Annotated in this window: 15 protein-coding genes; 10 read left to right on the top strand and 5 right to left on the bottom strand. The window is 56.3% G+C overall.

Going from position 1 to position 15,635, the window contains the following annotated elements; translation table 11 throughout:
- Positions 1 to 537: 537 nt before the first annotated feature.
- The 4 genes from JM93_RS08165 to JM93_RS08150 all read left to right on the top strand — a co-directional run bounded on the left by JM93_RS08165 (position 538) and on the right by JM93_RS08150 (position 5,050).
- Positions 538 to 3,114 carry a hypothetical protein gene (locus JM93_RS08165; protein ID WP_145342138.1) on the top strand — a complete coding sequence of 859 codons (2,577 nt, stop codon included), beginning with the start codon at positions 538 to 540 and terminating at the stop codon, positions 3,112 to 3,114.
- A 352-nt stretch (positions 3,115 to 3,466) separates the two neighbouring features.
- Positions 3,467 to 3,841, top strand: a complete 375-nt coding sequence (locus tag JM93_RS22390; RefSeq protein ID WP_145342136.1) for a transporter substrate-binding domain-containing protein — start codon at positions 3,467 to 3,469, stop codon at positions 3,839 to 3,841.
- Positions 3,842 to 4,030: 189 nt separating this feature from the next.
- Positions 4,031 to 4,246: a type 2 periplasmic-binding domain-containing protein gene (locus tag JM93_RS22385; protein WP_155197477.1), complete on the top strand. Its 216-nt coding sequence runs from the start codon at positions 4,031 to 4,033 to the stop codon at positions 4,244 to 4,246.
- A gap of 255 nt (positions 4,247 to 4,501) precedes the next feature.
- On the top strand, positions 4,502 to 5,050 hold the full coding sequence (locus tag JM93_RS08150) for a substrate-binding periplasmic protein (RefSeq protein WP_170230587.1): 549 nt from the start codon (positions 4,502 to 4,504) through the stop codon (positions 5,048 to 5,050).
- Between the two features lie 170 nt (positions 5,051 to 5,220).
- On the opposite strand, the gene JM93_RS08145 is transcribed toward JM93_RS08150, so the two are convergent.
- Both JM93_RS08145 and sthA read right to left on the bottom strand, forming a co-directional pair.
- Positions 5,221 to 5,988: a substrate-binding periplasmic protein gene (locus JM93_RS08145; protein ID WP_170230585.1), complete on the bottom strand. Its 768-nt coding sequence runs from the start codon at positions 5,986 to 5,988 to the stop codon at positions 5,221 to 5,223.
- Positions 5,989 to 6,170: 182 nt separating this feature from the next.
- Positions 6,171 to 7,571, bottom strand: a complete 1,401-nt coding sequence (sthA, locus tag JM93_RS08140; protein ID WP_145342128.1) for a Si-specific NAD(P)(+) transhydrogenase — start codon at positions 7,569 to 7,571, stop codon at positions 6,171 to 6,173.
- Between the two features lie 360 nt (positions 7,572 to 7,931).
- On the opposite strand from sthA, the gene JM93_RS08135 reads away from it, so the two are divergent.
- From JM93_RS08135 to JM93_RS08125, 3 genes are all read left to right on the top strand, one after another.
- Positions 7,932 to 10,112, top strand: a complete 2,181-nt coding sequence (locus JM93_RS08135) for an anthranilate synthase component I (RefSeq protein WP_145342125.1) — start codon at positions 7,932 to 7,934, stop codon at positions 10,110 to 10,112.
- 99 nt (positions 10,113 to 10,211) lie between these two features.
- Positions 10,212 to 10,640 (top strand): nuclear transport factor 2-like protein, encoded by a 429-nt coding sequence (locus JM93_RS08130; RefSeq protein WP_145342124.1) that lies wholly within the window; start codon positions 10,212 to 10,214, stop codon positions 10,638 to 10,640.
- Positions 10,641 to 10,691: 51 nt separating this feature from the next.
- Positions 10,692 to 11,177 carry a GNAT family N-acetyltransferase gene (locus JM93_RS08125; RefSeq protein WP_145342122.1) on the top strand — a complete coding sequence of 162 codons (486 nt, stop codon included), beginning with the start codon at positions 10,692 to 10,694 and terminating at the stop codon, positions 11,175 to 11,177.
- Between the two features lie 9 nt (positions 11,178 to 11,186).
- On the opposite strand, the gene JM93_RS08120 is transcribed toward JM93_RS08125, so the two are convergent.
- Positions 11,187 to 11,690, bottom strand: coding sequence for a hypothetical protein (locus JM93_RS08120; RefSeq protein ID WP_145342120.1), 504 nt, complete (start codon positions 11,688 to 11,690; stop codon positions 11,187 to 11,189).
- Positions 11,691 to 11,920: 230 nt separating this feature from the next.
- On the opposite strand from JM93_RS08120, the gene JM93_RS08115 reads away from it, so the two are divergent.
- The 3 genes from JM93_RS08115 (at position 11,921) to JM93_RS08105 (ending at position 14,266) form a co-directional block, all read left to right on the top strand.
- Entirely contained in the window at positions 11,921 to 12,901 is a 981-nt protein-coding gene (locus JM93_RS08115; RefSeq protein ID WP_145342118.1) for a thermonuclease family protein, read from the top strand.
- Between the two features lie 201 nt (positions 12,902 to 13,102).
- Complete coding sequence (locus JM93_RS08110) at positions 13,103 to 13,624, top strand: PRC-barrel domain-containing protein (protein ID WP_145342116.1); 522 nt, start codon at positions 13,103 to 13,105, stop codon at positions 13,622 to 13,624.
- 150 nt (positions 13,625 to 13,774) lie between these two features.
- Complete coding sequence (locus JM93_RS08105; protein WP_145342114.1) at positions 13,775 to 14,266, top strand: Mpo1 family 2-hydroxy fatty acid dioxygenase; 492 nt, start codon at positions 13,775 to 13,777, stop codon at positions 14,264 to 14,266.
- On the opposite strand, the gene JM93_RS08100 is transcribed toward JM93_RS08105, so the two are convergent.
- Positions 14,260 to 15,354: a metal-dependent hydrolase gene (locus JM93_RS08100; RefSeq protein ID WP_145342112.1), complete on the bottom strand. Its 1,095-nt coding sequence runs from the start codon at positions 15,352 to 15,354 to the stop codon at positions 14,260 to 14,262. The genes JM93_RS08105 and JM93_RS08100 overlap by 7 nt on opposite strands.
- Positions 15,355 to 15,454: 100 nt before the next feature.
- Positions 15,455 to 15,604, bottom strand: a complete 150-nt coding sequence (locus JM93_RS21700) for a hypothetical protein (protein WP_155213836.1) — start codon at positions 15,602 to 15,604, stop codon at positions 15,455 to 15,457.
- Positions 15,605 to 15,635: the final 31 nt, after the last annotated feature.

Genomic DNA, 15,635 nt, shown 5'->3' with positions numbered 1-15,635 from the left:
GCACTCACCTTGGAAGCGTCCGTAAACCCGGCCCTTTCAAGGTGACCGCCGCTATCCCTATAAGGTCCAGAGCTTCGCCCCCCCCAACGGAACCTATACCATCGGGCACCGCAAAACACGCTTGGGAACGGCGTGCGGAGCGGGCATTTCGCCCGGTCAAGCGCGCGGCAGGGAGTAGAGGCAGCTCTCTGACCGTCGGGTTTGATCAACTGTGTCTTCCTCCGCCCGCCAAGGATTGGAAAACGATCCACGTTCCCCATGCTTTCGCGCCAGGATGAAAACCAGTACGCCTCGACCTGTTTTGTTATCATTTCGGGGACCGACGCCTGTTCGGGTCTTCCCTGAACACCAAGCCGCGTGTTCTCGCTGTCTTCCCGGCAGGCAGCCATGTCTGGCAGTCCTCCCGGATTATCGGATACTCGCACACCTCTCTTAGTAAAAAACAAGAAATACGCTCACATTTATATTCATATAAATTGATGCAGACCCAATATAGCACTAGAATAAGTAATATCACATTCAATTATGGGAATATTCATGTCTTTTACAAGCAAAATGGGTTTTGGCGGCAGATTTTCGGCAATGCGTAAAACAGAGAGATCTCTTGCTCGCTCATATCCAACAAATAATTCAAATATTTCCAAACAAAAAAGACTTCTTGGACATCAAAGTACAACTCCAAAACCTGTTAAACCACAGAGAAGTCTGACGAGCTTCACTCCCCCGCCGGATCAAATGAGCCTGGACCTCCAGGCGCGTCTGGACAGCGTCAACAATAACGCAGCCGCGTCTCGAACGCCCCTATTCGATTCCAAAGGTTTGCCGCTGCATGAATACAAAGCGAAGCTCAAATTAGAAATCAAAACAATTGAAAAACAGAGAACTAAACTTATCGACGAAATCGCAAATCAAAAGTTTCAATTGGTTGTTGCAGAACAGTATGCAAGCAACACTGAGCGCATTTTGGACAAGGCCTGCGCATTCAGTCAGGATATGAGTCATCAGAACGTTGACGTCCGACTCATCAAGGACTTTGAAAGCAAAACCATTCACCTTGAAAAGGCCAAGTTGATTAATTCTCAAAACGGCGCAAAAAAGCACGCGGATGTCATCGATAATTTGTCCAAAGACGTCGAACAATTGGATGCGCGCCTTCTTGACGCTCAAAGACAACTGATTTCAACATATGACTATCAAGAGTTTTACCGGGAACGCAATAGTTCAAAGCAAATTTTATCCAAATGCAAAAAAGCCAATGATAGTTCTGAGTTTGACTTCAATAAAGTAGCACAAAATAAAGCAAACAAACATCAGGACCTACAGCTTAAAAGCTACAACAAATACCTTGCACAGGTGCAGTCAAATATTGATCACGCTAAAAAAATCGAGGTTCTTTGTGGCCGGATTGATAGCATTCAGACTCTCAACCAGCACGATGTCGATCAGGTAAACCAGCTTTGCGAAAAAGCGGTGGATTTGTGTAAGAAGACGAACGGAGATCCGAAATCGCTCGCACTCCGGCTGGTTGAGAAAAAGTTTGCTCTAAAGAATAATGATCCGCGGCACCGGCATTTTGAGTCAATGGTCTCGCATTACTGCGCCATAAAAACAAACATGAAAGACCAAACACACTTCACCAATTCTGAAAATGCAAAAGAAATTTTGTTAAAGTTCCTCTCGGTCAACGCAAGAAACGAAATCGAGTCTTGGAAAGCCGAAGAAAATCTGCATCGCGCAGAAACAAAAACGCGCCTTTTTGACCAGCTGGCTTCGAACGTATTTAAACACCGCAAGCAAAATGTAAACAAAAAGGCTTCTTCCAAATCCCGTCAGAAACTAAACAACGACAACGCGCAGAAGGCGAAGTCCGTAAGTGAATCCAAGATTAGTCTGATAAATAAAAAGAAAAAACAGTTTCGGAGCGATTGGAATGACTTGCAAATCAAGGCAACGCTCGGCGAGTTCAAGCAACTCATAAATGACCGGGGGAACCTTGACCGTGGTTTGAACGACTCTCTGCAGTCGCTGGCCGAAGCCGAATATGACAAGTGCGCAAACATGGCCAAGAACATGCCAAAGCACAATCTTGGAAAACTTCATCGGGCACAGGAAAACCTGATTTCACGAATGCATGGGTTTTTGGACGAAGTCTACAACGATCCGAAGCGGACGCTGCGTTACTCTCTTCATCAGGAAAGCGCGCGCCTCGTTGCGCAAGACATGAATACCGTGTCCAACCGCCTAAAATCGGGTTTGCGGCAACTCCCCTACGCAACCTATTCCGGTCACGGAGACGAAAATGCCTACACTATTGGTCAAAATCAGGGAAAGACTTTCGAGAATATCCCTTACTACCTGAAAAATTCAATTGAAAGGAGGTATTCCGGCCTCGATCATTGTATTAATTTAAAAGCCGATAACGTCACAATCTATGATGCGACCGGTCATATCCCAACGACCCGTGAATATCCGTCTCTCAGCCACGGATCCCGTTTCAACCTTAGAAATGTGAACCAGGACAAGCGTGTGCAGAACTTGCAGAACCCACGATTTGTGACGGACACGCATAACAGCACGACGGTCGCCTCAAACCTGAACAACGGAAGCGTTCCGGCGACATCGATCACAGTTCATGTCCAAGATGACGTCAACAACGGCGCGCGGCGGCAGTGCGGGACGATCCACATGAAATACGCCGATACCGAAAACGGGCGTACCGTTCAAAACGCAATGACAAAACTCAGGTATAGGTCATTGGACGACTTCACCCTCCGGTCAAACAAGCCTCTGAAAAATTCGGAGCTTGCAGACAGGAAAATGGCGCGCAAGCTTGATGCTCTCAACAGCATGCAGGGCTCGCTGAAGAACGACCCTAGCCTGCACGCCAAAGCGCTCAAGGAAACACTGCATCAGGCGATGCCGGACCTAGACTGGGAAACGCCAGCAGATTGTCTGAACGACGACAATCCGCAGGCCGCCGCATGCCTGAAACGCATTCCGCAGTCATTCTTGAACAAGTTGGGCGTTAAAATTACCGCTTCCGACAGTGTGGAGGACACCTTCGACAAGATCACCCAAGCCATCAACAAACAGCTCGACGGTCTCGAGGAGTGATCAGGATTCAGGAAAATCCGTATTCGCCCTGCCGGCCCGAAAAACGACGGGCCGGCAGAGACCAATTCTTTTTCAAAGCAGTTTCTGGTTTTGTTTTCCAGGTCATTGGGTCACAGGCCCGCAGCGGCTCAATCCCGCCTACCGGAACCACCCGCATGGCGCGAAACATGAGACACCGCTGCGCCAGAAGGCGAAAATCCCGCAAATTGTACAGAAACCGTTAAGGCTAATCCGCTGTTTCAAGGGCTTTGGCGTCCATAACTCCGCTTCCGGCGCCGGCCTTCTGCACCGCTTCACTCTTCCGTAACGGAACACCCGTCTCCTATCCGGACCGAGATTCAGGAGCGTACCAATGCAATTGTTCAAACTGAATTCTGTTGCCTGCGCTGCGGTGATGGCGGGGTTCATGGCAGCGGCCACACCATCCCAGGCCGCCGATATCGTCATCGCGGCAGATCCGTGGTGTCCCTTCAACTGCGAACCCGGCAGCGACCGGCCGGGGGTCATGGTTGAGATCGCCCGCGAAGTCTTCGAACCGCTCGGCCACACTGTGACCTATGAGACCGTCAACTGGTCGCGCGCGCTGGTTGAGACACGTGAAGGTAAATACGATGCGGTCTTCGGGGCAACGCGAGGGGACGCGGAAGACTTCGTGTTCCCGGAACTGGCACAGCCCGTGTCCGGCAACGCCTATTTCGTGCGGGCTGACGACGACTGGACCTATTAAAAGCCGGAGGATCTGTCCGGCAAGACCATTGGCCTGATCAGAGACTATGCCTATGGCGACGAGATCCAGGCCAACATTGATGCGCATGCAAAGCCTGAGTATTCCGGCGGCGCTGATCCGCTGACGACCAATATCAAGAAGCTTCTGGCGGGCCGCCTCGACGTCGTTTTAGAAGATGCCAGCGTGTTCATGTACGCCGCCAACGAACTTGGTGCCGGTGACAAGGTGCGTCTTGTGCACACTGACGACAGCGGCCCGATTTACATCGCGCTGTCGCCCGCGAAGGACCACTCAAAAGAACTCGCAGCACAACTGGACGCAGGCATGGCCGAGCTGCGCGCAAGCGGAAAGCTAAACGAAATCCTCGGCAAATACGGCCTCAAGGACTGGGATCAGGGCTCGTAGATATTCTGTCGCTCTGACGAGCAGAGCCGGGACTTGTCAAAAAACCCATCCGGATGCAACCATCACCCGGATGGCGGCCTATGTGCACGGATCATCGCTCGACGCATGCCCCCATGAACCGCATTACCTTTTTGGCTGGTTATGCTGACGGTATGCAGCCCAGCTCAGGTTTGGTCGCAAGAACGGCAGCTGCCGCTGGCGGCAGACAGGTGGTGCCCGGCAAACTGCGAACCGGGGTCGTCGCGCCCCGGTTACATGGTCGAAATTGCTCAGCGGATCTTCGAACCACTCGGCTATACGGTGAACTATCAGACAATCAATTGGGCCCGCGCGCTGTTATACGCCCGGACCGGTGAATTTGACGCCGTCTTAGGTGCTCTTCGGGAAGATGCCCCAGACTTCGTTTTTCCGGAAAACCCGCAGGGCGAAACCCAGGTTGGACTGTTTGTCAGGCGCAATTCAAACTGGCAGTTTGATGGGCCACAGTCTCTCAAAGGCCGCCATATCGGTCTTATTCTGGACTATGCCTATGGTGAAGATCTGCAAGGACTGATCTCCACCCTTGCCATCCCGTCATATGCCGGCGGAGATCACCCGTTGAACATCAACATCCGCAAGCTTCAGGCGGGCCGGCTTGACATTGTGGTCGAGGACGTCGGAATTTTCCGCCATGCCACTGCCAGTCTTGGAGTTGCCGACCACTTCAGGCTTGCGCATGTGTTCTCGCGCGAGGATATCTTCATTGCCTTCTCGCCTCACAGCAAGGACTCTGCCCGTCTCGCGCGCGCTGGACACCGGCCTTGAACGCCTGCGCGAGACTGGAGAGCTGCACGCCATTCTTTCAAAATACGGCCTAGAAGACTGGCAAGCAGCTCGGTAGTGCCGCGCGTTTGTTTGACACCGGGCGCGGAGCACTTCATGAACGCGGCTGCATCAAAAAACGGCGCCGGAGGTCGTGGGATTTTCCTTGTCTGCTACTGAACTGCAGCGTTCCAATCCCGCAGACCGTATTTGCGCATGATACGGTCCAGTTCGCCACTGTCGCGCAGTCTCCGGATGCCCGCATCCAGGTGATCCGCCAGTTCGCGTGAATCTTCCTTTGCCGGAGACAGCGCCAGAAAGAGATCATCCTCCAAGAAGGTCTCTTCCAGTTTCGTGTCCTGTTCGACACCAAGCTGCTGCGCAGTTGCCCGGAACGAATTGACGTCTTCGACGACAAGATCAATTCTGCCGGCCATGAGCTTGCGGATATTGAGCCTGACAGGCGTGTCGCCGCCGGAGTATGATTTGATCGCATGCTCTTCGATCTGGGATTCGATTTCCGCACCGTAACTGTAATCCTGGACCATGCCGACGACTTTGCCGGAAAGTGACTGCGCCCCCTCATACGTCCAGGGATCACCGGCCCGCGCGAACAGGCCAATGATGTACCGCCCCTGCGGTTCTTCAGGAAACACGAACCCGGGTGCCTCGTCCGGTGTTCCGGCAAACACACCGTCATACCGGCCCTGACGGGCGTAGAGCAATGCGCGCGACCAGTTGATGGTCTCATAGGTGACCGTATATCCAAGCGGCTCAAACACAGCGCGGGTGATTTCGACCATATAGCCGGGATTTTCCGAGCCGGGTTCGCAGTTTACCGGGCACCACTCATCGGCTGCGAACACCAAATCGCGGGCCTCAACCTCCGCTCCAAACGGGGCAATCGTGAGCATAGCAGCGATCATCGCCCCTATTGGCATTCCAAAATTCATATGCAGCTGAACCCTGTCTTGCAGCTTGTCTTCCCGAAAGGCGTATCAAGGACACCGATACTCCGCCATTCGCAAACTTTGCAGGGTCCAGTATATTTTTGTTCAAATGGTCAAGATTTCCCACGGTCAGCCAAGTTGAAGGCTTTGCACACATGCGCCGATCATACCCCTTACCGCTCCAAAGGCGGCATGCGGTTCCAGGCGTCGAGCGCTGCGATCTTGTAGGCTTCGGCAAGAGTTGGATAATTGAAAGTGTTCTCGACGAAGTATTCAAGCGTTCCTTTGAGGTTCAGAACCGCCTGGCCGATATGCACCAGCTCCGTCGCCCCTTCTCCCACAATATGACATCCAAGCAGCCGACGGGTTTTCAGCGAAAAAATCATCTTCAGAAGACCGGTTTCCAGTCCCATGATGTGCCCGCGGGACGTCTCCCGGAACCGTGCCACGCCGCATTCATAGGGAATGCCGCGGTCCTTCACCTCTTCTTCGGTCATGCCAACGGTTGAAATCTCCGGCACGGCGTAAATGCCATAGGGAAAGTACTCGGGCGGATCATAGGCCGTTTCCCCAAGCGCCTGACAGGCGGCGATGCGCCCCTGCTCCATCGAAGTGGAGGCAAGGCTTGGAAAGCCGATGACATCGCCGGCCGCATAAATATGCGGCACGGAGGTCTGGAAGGTCATCGGATCGACTTTCAAACGGCCGCGGTGATCGGTCTCCAGATTGCAGGCATCCAGATTGAGCGCCGTGGTCGAGCCCATGCGTCCGGCAGCAAACAGGATGACATCGGAGCGCACCCTGCGCCCGCCCTCCAGGAGCACCTCGCATTGGCCAGGGCCGTGCTTTTCGATCCTTTCGACCTTGGAGCCGAACCGCAAGGCAATGCCGCGGTCCCGCAGCTGGTGGGTGAAATCCGCCACCAGCTCGCTGTCGATGAAATCAAGCATGGAGTTGCGTGGCTCCACCAGCGTGACATGGCAATCGAGTGCGGAAAAGATCGAGGCGTATTCAACCCCGATCACACCGGCGCCGATGACGGTGATGGCCCGGGGCAACTCGGCGATTTCGAGAATTTCGTCACTGTCCAGAATGTACCGGCCGTCAAACGGCACGTAGTCCGGGCGGAACGGTTTGGTGCCGACGGCGATCAGAAATCGACCGGCGCTGAAATGATGAATTTCGCCGCTTTCGCCGATCACCTCGATCTTGTGCGTGTCCACGAACCGCGCTTCGCCGCGCATGGTGGTGACCTTGTTGCGGGCGAACTGGTTTTCCAGAACCTCGATTTCGTGATTCAAGGTGATGTGCAGCCTGGCCCGGAGATCCTCGGCGCAAATGTCCTGTTTTACACGGTAGGACCGCCCATAGAACCCGCGCTCGCGCCAGCCCGTCAGGTTCAGCACCGTTTCGCGCAGGGTTTTTGACGGGATCGTGCCGGTGTGAACCGACACGCCGCCGACGCGGCGTCCCTTTTCAACCACCAGAACGCTGCGGCCGAACTTTGCCGCCTGGATCGCAGCACGCCGCCCTGCCGGGCCACTGCCGATTACGATAAGGTCATAGTGTTCCAAGGAAAACTCCTGCGGCATGCCTTGAGGCCTGCCTGCCGGCAATTCATGCCGCAGGTCAATGACAGACCGAAGACAGATCGAATCTGCGCCTGCTTAATCCAATTTGCAGCGCCATGCCACCTGCAAGCTGCAATCCCGTGTTGCGCAGCCCCATTAAACCGGCTATGCGTTTTTTCATGAACACGATCATGACAACGGCAAAGCGGTGGCGGGACGCTTGAAAAGGCGGCCACGAACCTCGATGTTCTGTTTCAGGATCTGAACAACCAAAGGCCGCCGCGGACACCCGCAGGCGGCCTTGGTGTTTGAGAAGCCGCCCAACGGGCCGAACGGCCAGGTAAAACGAGACGGACCAGACACATGCCGGCAGTGGCAGACCAGACCTTTCAGACCACCAGCGGGATCACCATCCAGCGCACCTCCCGCCCGTCAGATTATGAAGCCGGAACGTCCGACTGGATCGACCGGCTGGACAGCGAACGTGGGGCGGTTCTGTCCTCATCCTATGAATATCCGGGACGCTACACCCGCTGGGACATGGCGCTGGTCAATCCACCGCTGGTGATGGAGGCCGCCGACCGCCGGGTCGAGATCCGTGCCCTCAATGATCGCGGCAGATTGCTGATCCCTGCAGTCAAGCGCGCCCTAAAAGACCACGAGGACGTCGAGACATTCTCAGGCTCTGCCGACCAGATCACCCTCACCGTCCGCAAACCGCACCGCACGTTTCAGGAAGAAGAGCGCTCCCGCCAGCCCTCCACCTTTTCCATCGTCCGCGCGCTCAAGGACCTGTTTGCCTGCGACGATGAGCATCTCGGGCTGTATGGCGCGTTCGGCTATGACATCGCGTTCCAGTTCGAACCGATTGATCTCAAACTTGAGCGCCCCGCCGACCAACGCGACATCGTTCTGTTTCTGCCCGACGAGATCCTGATCGTCGACCACCACGGCAAGCGGGCCTATGTGCTGGAATATGACTTTGTCGTCGATGGCAAGACCACCAACGACATGCCGCGCGAGGGCGAGAAAAAACCCTATCATCCGGCAAATGAAGACCCGGGCCACGGTGACCATGAACCGGGCGAATACGCCCGCCTGGTTGACAAGGCCAAGGACTATTTCCGGCGCGGCGACCTTTTCGAGACGGTTCCAGGCCAGATGTTCTACGAGACCTGCGCCAATCCGCCCTCGGCCGTTTCACGCCGCCTGCAACAGATTAACCCGGCGCCCTATTCCTTTTTCTTCAATCTCGGAAATGCCGAATATCTCGTCGGCGCGTCTCCGGAAATGTATGTCCGCGTGACCGGCGGACGGCGGGTGGAAACCTGCCCGATTTCCGGAACGATCCGCCGCGGCAAGAACGCGATCGAGGACGAGGCGCAGATCCGTAAGCTGCTGAATTCGGAAAAAGACGAAGCAGAGCTGACCATGTGCTCGGATGTCGACCGCAACGACAAAAGCCGCGTCTGCGTGCCGGGGTCGGTCAAGGTGATCGGGCGCCGGCAGATCGAGATGTATTCCCGTCTGATCCACACCGTCGATCATGTGGAAGGAGTTTTGCGCGAAGACATGGATGCGCTGGACGCATTTCTCTCCCACACTTGGGCGGTCACGGTGACCGGTGCGCCGAAACGCTGGGCCATGGAATTCATTGAACAGAACGAAAAATCACCCCGCGCCTGGTACGGCGGTGCGATCGGCGCAGTTTTGTTCAACGGCGACATGAACACCGGCCTCACCTTGCGCACCGTGCGCATCAAGGACGGTGTTGCCCAGATCCGCGCTGGCGCAACGCTGCTGTATGACAGCATCCCGGAAGACGAAGAGGCGGAGACAGAACTGAAAGCCGAGGCCATGCGCGCCGCCGTGCGCGAGGCTGGCCTTGCCACGAAAGCCGCCGACACTGCCAGGGCCGACAAGCCCGGCAAGGGCTTGAAGATCCTGCTGGTCGACCATGAAGACAGCTTCGTGCACACCCTGGCCAACTATTTCCGCCAGACCGGTGCGGAGGTTGTGACATACCGCACACCCGTTGCAGACCACGTGTTCCACGATGTCGCGCCGGATTTGGTGGTGCTGTCTCCCGGCCCGGGCAACCCGCAGGATTTTGATTGTGCGGCCACGATTGGCCGCGCGCGGGCCCGGGCCCTGCCGATCTTCGGCGTTTGCCTCGGCCTTCAGGCCATTTCGGAGAGCTTTGGGGCAGAACTGGGCCAATTGGACGTACCGGTTCACGGCAAACCCTCACCCGTGTCGATTTCCGGCAATTCGCTGTTGTTTGACGGGCTGGAAGCGCCGGTCATTGTCGGGCGCTACCATTCGCTTTACGCAAAGCGTGAAACCCTCCCGGCCGATTTCCGCGTAACGGCCCAGACCGAAGACGGCGTGGTCATGGCGATCGAACATGAGAGGGAAGCGATTGCCGCTGTCCAGTTTCATCCAGAATCCATCATGTCGCTGGATCAGGAGGCAGGCCACAAGATCATCGAAAATGTGGTGACCAAACTTGTGGCGGCAAAGGTTGTGCCGGAGACCGCCTGATGCGTTCACCAAACCGTCGGGCATGCTCCTAGGACACCGTTTACGAACCAAAAGCTGCAGGATAGTCTTCTGCAGCTTTTTGTTTCAAGGGAGGACAAAATGGACGCACAGTTGGAAACGCAAGACTATTCCGGCTTTTCGGAGGAACTGCAGCTGTGGCTCAGCGGGCTGCACGGCGCGGATATCGGGACGATCCTGAACAAGCTGATTGCTGAGGATTGCGTGTTTTACAGTCCCGTCATTCATGCACCTCAAACCGGCAAGCAACTGACCTTCATGTATCTCTACAGCGCCTACAAGGTGCTGCTGAAAGAGGGCAAATTCTCCTACCGCCGGATTGTCGAACAAGGCCGAGACGCCGTGCTGGAGTTCGAGACCGAGCTGGATGGCATCTACGTCAACGGTGTCGACATGATGCGGTTCAACGAGGCCGGACAGATTACCGAGTTCAAGGTCATGCTGCGGCCCATGAAGGCGCTTGAGAAAACCCGGCAATTGATGATGGAACAGTTGGAAGCCCTGAAGTAGGCTCCCCGGAACAGCCCATCTGCCAATTTCCCGGTTGCATACGGAGCCGCGATGCCTGCCGCCCAGACCGTCACACTATACAAGGCCCGCTCCGCTCAAGACCTGTCGGCCATCCGGAGCTTGTTCCGCGCCTATGCAGACTGGCTCAACATCGATCTTGCCTATCAAGGTTTTGAGGAAGAGCTGGCCGGTCTGCCCGGCAAATACGCCCCGCCATCAGGCGAACTGTTTCTTGCCGGCGCCGGTGAAAACCCGCCCTGCGGCTGTGTCGCGCTCAGGCCCTTCGGCGAAGAGGGCTGGTGTGAGATGAAACGGCTTTACGTTGCCCCGGAAGGGCGCGGCCACGGCCTGGGCGGTGCATTGGTCGAGGCGGTAATTGGTGAAGGGCAGGCGCTCGGCTACAGCGCCATGGTGCTGGACACCCTGCCCGCCATGCGCCCGGCAATCGGGCTCTACAAACGCCATGGATTTTATGAAATCCCGGCTTATTACGACACCCCGGTTTCCGAGACGGTCTTCTTTAAAAAGACCCTGTAGCCGCAGTGTTTACCGGCTGCAGGCTTTGGGCACTGCGTCCTCGAAGGCCTTGTCCGACACGCTCAAGGAGCCGCTCTCGATCTGCATCGGCTGGAAGGGCGGAGCAACGTCCATGCCCGGGTTGGTCAGATGGATCGTGTAACACCCGGCATAAACCGTGACCTTGCCGTCCTTGGTGGTCGACTGGATCGCCACCGGCAGTGCCCAGTATATCTGTCCGGCACCCGGATCCGGCTCGGTCGACCCGGTCAACACCTCAACCGACAGCGTGTCCTCGTATCCTTTTTGCCAGTCGGCAAACGGTTTGTCCGGATGGTGGAAATAGCTGTAGGCCTGCGCATAGGACCGGCGTGTGATGGCGTTGTAATAGCTCTGGATCAACGCCTCCGGCGTGCTGCGGTCATCTATATAAGGTACATCATCGGGGTCCTTCGCGAGGGAGGAAGAAAAAAGAGCAAAAACCCCTCCGAGAATTGCGGCAGTCACCGGCACCGAAAGCCATGTCTTTTTCATTGTTTTCTCCTTCGATCTTGCTTTCCCGCCGCTCATGGCGCTTCAAACACCATGCTGGTTGTCCTCAACACGCGCAAGCGCTGTTCCGTAAACGCTTGCAGGATCTGGCTTGTGTAATTGCACATATTTAATCATCCCCAGACAATGCAGCCAAAAATTGCACCTAGCGTCACATTCCCGCGCGTTATTGCTGCCAGTCTATGACGACACTTGAAGCGCGGGAGGCCACTATGGCGAAGACAATTTGGCGAACATCAGGCGGCAACGGATTTTTGGCTGGCTCCTTCCAGCTCGGGTTCTACGGAGAAACCCGGGGCAGTGTGAAGCAGCTGGTGCATGACGGCGACACGATCAACGTGGCTTCCAACACCAATTTTCCGGTCCGGTTTCTAGGGATCGACACACCGGAAATTAGTTTCATGGACCCGGTCAGCGGCGACTTTAAAAAATCCGATGACCCGATTTTCCAAGAGCTTCTGGCAACACCGTTTGCTGAAAAATTCGGTGGACGGCTGGGGTTTAGCAATGCGCTGTGCGACTATATCGACACCAAAGCCAGCCCCAACGGCGCGGTCAATCATCATGAGCTTGCCGAAGCAGCGGAAGACAAGCTGGAGGATCTCATCCAGTCGGATCTGACCGCTCAGGGCGATGACCGGGATGCCTTCCGGTTCTTCACGGCCTTCGCCTATGATGCGCTGGATTTTTACGGCCGCTTGCTGTGTTACCTGCATCTCGATCAGGCAGGTGTTGCTCCGGCGGACCGCAAGCCGAGTTACAATGAACAGCTGCTGGCCTCCGGTCTTGCCTCCCCGTATTTCATTTTCCCGAATGTCGATCCGTTCCGCGCCAAAGGTTCACCGGTAGATGCAGCGTTTGACGCCGGATCGCCGCAATCGATTCTGTCGCGCGCGCCGAAGCTGAGAACCGCCCGCCAAGTGGTGAAAGCTGCGAGAGATGCCGAACTGGGTATCTTCAACCCGGGCAGCCTGTTGCTGTTCGAAGCGTTTGAGCTGCGTTATCTGGCGCGCCACACGCCGCCGAGTCGCTGGGTGATCGATCTGTCTGGCGACGACCGCGTTCTGTATCATCCGCAAACCTATTTCCAGATCCCGAATCCGGAGGACCGGCTTTGGGTTCCGGCCGAGTTCGTTCCACTTTTTGAAACTGCCGGCTGGTTTCTCGGAGCAACGCCGAACGATTACGCCTGACGCAAACCTGCACGGATTGTGACGACACAGCGTCATGAATTTGCAAGTCTTGCGGACATTCCGGACCCTTTTGGTGAATGTGGCAAGCGCGATGAAAATGCCCTAAAGCAACCATTGCGGAGCCACATTCCCATCCTCCTCTCCTGCGTGTCGAAGCGGGTTCCGTCTGCCGGACCTGCTGAAACTGAAGGAGACCAAGCCATGAATGCTTCATTGAAATCGTCATCCGCACTGTTTGCAGCAACGCTTGCAGGCGCTTTGAGCGTCACTTCCATCGCCGGCGCCTCTGAGGCTGCCCCAGGGGCGGATCAACCGGTTGCTGTCCAAACCCAGCCGATCGACGCCCAAAGCACACCGTTACAGGGCGATCCACTTGCCCCGGCTGCTCCAAGCGAAACCAGCACGATGCCTTTGGAACGCAAAGGGGTGGACGCATCTCCATCGACACTGCCTGGAGCATCCGATCCGGCGGCAAATGCAACCGTGTCCGCCGAAGCGCTGGAAGGCCAAACGGTTGTGTCCCTGAATGGCGAGACGGTGGGCAAGGTGCGTGAAGTTCACACCGATGAAAACGGCCGGGTGTCCAGCATCACCGCCGAATTTGGCGGGGTGTTGGGGTTTGGCGCAAAAACCATCGACGTGCCTGCCGGAGCCATGAAAATCAAGCCGGATCTGATCGTCATTGCCATGACCGGCGACGAGATCAAAGCGCGTTTGAACTGACCCCCAGCCACAGCGGCCGCCTTACATGCGGCCGCTTGGCGGTCAATAGCAGAGACCGGACGCAAGCAATTTTGCGCAATTCCTGATTGTTTTGACTTGAACATGTGATCAATATTCGATTTCCTACCCTTAACGTCATGGGAGGAAACAATGTCAACGCAGACAACGCACGGAGCACGGGCACGCAGGATCGATGTGCTGCTCGATGAATACGGCGAGAGCCACCAAAACGCGATCAACAAATTCATTCACTGGATCTGTGTGCCGGTCATCGTCTGGACGGTGACGGCATTGCTGTGGAGCGTGCCAATACCGGCCGCTTTCGAGGCCTACCCTTATGTCAACTGGTCAACGATCGTGATCGCGCTTGCGGCTGTCTATTACCTGACCCTGTCCGTGCCGCTGGCCTTCGGCATGGTGGTGATCGGCGTGATCTGTTCGGCTCTAAACGCCGCCTACAGTCTGCCATTGCCCCTTTGGCAAACCGCGCTCGGCGTGTTCGTGCTGGCCTGGATCGGCCAGTTCATCGGTCACAAGATCGAGGGCAAAAAGCCGTCCTTTTTTAAGGATATCCAGTTTCTTTTGATCGGGCCGGCCTGGTTGCTGCATTTCCTCTACAGAAAGACCGGTATTCCCTACTGAGGCGCCGTCCGAGCGCTGAGTGAACAGGCGAGCCCGCCGCTTAGCCCCTCCGAGCTCCCGGTTTGTGCTTCTGCAGCGCGCACCGACGCGATGCCCAGCAACCGGTCGCCGAGCCAGGCAAGGTCTTCCGGATCAGCCCGCCGCAACGACAGGTCGCGCTGAGGCGGAACCGGTTTGATGCCGAATTCATCGGTCTCGCCGATCACGAAGCGGAAGGCATAGCCGGGCGTCAGGCCCATACGCAGATCCGACAGAACGATCTTGCCGTCGATGAGCTCAACACGGTTGTAGCCGCGGCTGAACCAATCCAGCTTCCGGTAGGCCGGCGTCTCGCGCAAACACGTCACAAGTTCGGGATTGCGGGCGTGCGCATAGATCTCCGGCGGCTCGTTGCCCCCTAAAAGCGAATAGTAAAAGTTGCGGTAGCTGTCGTCCTCAAGACCTATAACCTTCCAGACCAGAATGTTGAACGGCGCCGCAATCGCGAACACCTTGTCCGGGTCAGATCCCGCCTCGGCAAAATAGGATCGCGCCTGGCCCTCTACATACCGCTGGACCAGCACGCTTGCGCCCATGTAGCTCGTGGAAAACACCAAGGCGACGGTGAGCACTTTCTTGAGCCGTGCGGAAAACGTCTTGGTGCACAAAGCCCAAATGACCGCACAAAGAAGCGGCAGCGTGTAGAGCGGGTCAATGATGAACACAGATCCGACACCGACCGGGTCTGGATAAAAGGGCCAGAATATCCGCGTGCCGTAGACCGTCATGGCATCGATCATTGCGTGGGTCGCAAGCACCAGATAAACCGCGCCATAGGTGAGCCAGCGCTGGTCCCGAAGCCCTTTGAAAAGGCGCATCAGCCCCTCGCCTATCACCGGCGCCGCCAGTGCGTGCACGAACACCGAGTGCGTCCAGCCCCTGTGGTAGACAAACGAGTCGACCGGGTCGTCAAACGGCAAGAACACATCGAGATCCGGCAGCGTGCCAAGCAGGCCGCCGAGAACAGCCGCCTTGCGGGCACCGATTTTGGGACCGAGGCAGGCTGTCGAGACCGCAGCGCCAAGGACAAACTGAGTAAGCGAATCCATGAAAAAATCCGGACTGGAGAAATTGCAGTGATCTTTTAGCCGGTTATGTGGTCCCCGGGTGCCAATCGGCAAGCCTTTTCGGGTTTGCCCGGTTCAAATACTAGGCTGATGAGGCTTCCGAAACGGCTGGCGGCCAGGCCCCGTCACTGCCAAGCCCGTCCTGGCCGGAGAGGATTTGCCGGATATCCGGCTTGAGCTTGCGGCACAGCCCATCGATCGGCATGGGATGTCCGAGGAGATAGCCTTGCACCTCGTCGCATCCGCAGTCACGCAGCATCAGC

The sequence above is a fragment of the Roseibium hamelinense genome (genome assembly GCF_007830545.1).
GTDB classification, from domain to species: domain Bacteria; phylum Pseudomonadota; class Alphaproteobacteria; order Rhizobiales; family Stappiaceae; genus Roseibium; species Roseibium hamelinense.
Note: the sequence above shows the minus strand (reverse complement) of the source record. Positions and strands in the feature narration are given on the sequence as shown.

Bases quoted from the DNA above. Each gene is read 5' to 3' on its own strand.
- JM93_RS08110 (WP_145342116.1), top strand. From the start codon at position 13,103: ATGAATGCTTCATTGAAATCGTCATCCGCACTGTTTGCAGCAACGCTT.
- JM93_RS08115 (WP_145342118.1), top strand. From the start codon at position 11,921: ATGGCGAAGACAATTTGGCGAACATCAGGCGGCAACGGATTTTTGGCT.
- JM93_RS08125 (WP_145342122.1), top strand. From the start codon at position 10,692: ATGCCTGCCGCCCAGACCGTCACACTATACAAGGCCCGCTCCGCTCAA.
- JM93_RS08130 (WP_145342124.1), top strand. From the start codon at position 10,212: ATGGACGCACAGTTGGAAACGCAAGACTATTCCGGCTTTTCGGAGGAA.
- JM93_RS08100 (WP_145342112.1), bottom strand. From the start codon at position 15,354: ATGGATTCGCTTACTCAGTTTGTCCTTGGCGCTGCGGTCTCGACAGCC.
- JM93_RS08135 (WP_145342125.1), top strand. From the start codon at position 7,932: ATGCCGGCAGTGGCAGACCAGACCTTTCAGACCACCAGCGGGATCACC.
- JM93_RS08120 (WP_145342120.1), bottom strand. From the start codon at position 11,690: ATGAAAAAGACATGGCTTTCGGTGCCGGTGACTGCCGCAATTCTCGGA.
- JM93_RS08165 (WP_145342138.1), top strand. From the start codon at position 538: ATGTCTTTTACAAGCAAAATGGGTTTTGGCGGCAGATTTTCGGCAATG.
- JM93_RS22390 (WP_145342136.1), top strand. From the start codon at position 3,467: ATGCAATTGTTCAAACTGAATTCTGTTGCCTGCGCTGCGGTGATGGCG.
- JM93_RS08145 (WP_170230585.1), bottom strand. From the start codon at position 5,988: ATGCCAATAGGGGCGATGATCGCTGCTATGCTCACGATTGCCCCGTTT.
- JM93_RS08105 (WP_145342114.1), top strand. From the start codon at position 13,775: ATGTCAACGCAGACAACGCACGGAGCACGGGCACGCAGGATCGATGTG.
- JM93_RS08150 (WP_170230587.1), top strand. From the start codon at position 4,502: ATGGTCGAAATTGCTCAGCGGATCTTCGAACCACTCGGCTATACGGTG.
- JM93_RS22385 (WP_155197477.1), top strand. From the start codon at position 4,031: ATGTACGCCGCCAACGAACTTGGTGCCGGTGACAAGGTGCGTCTTGTG.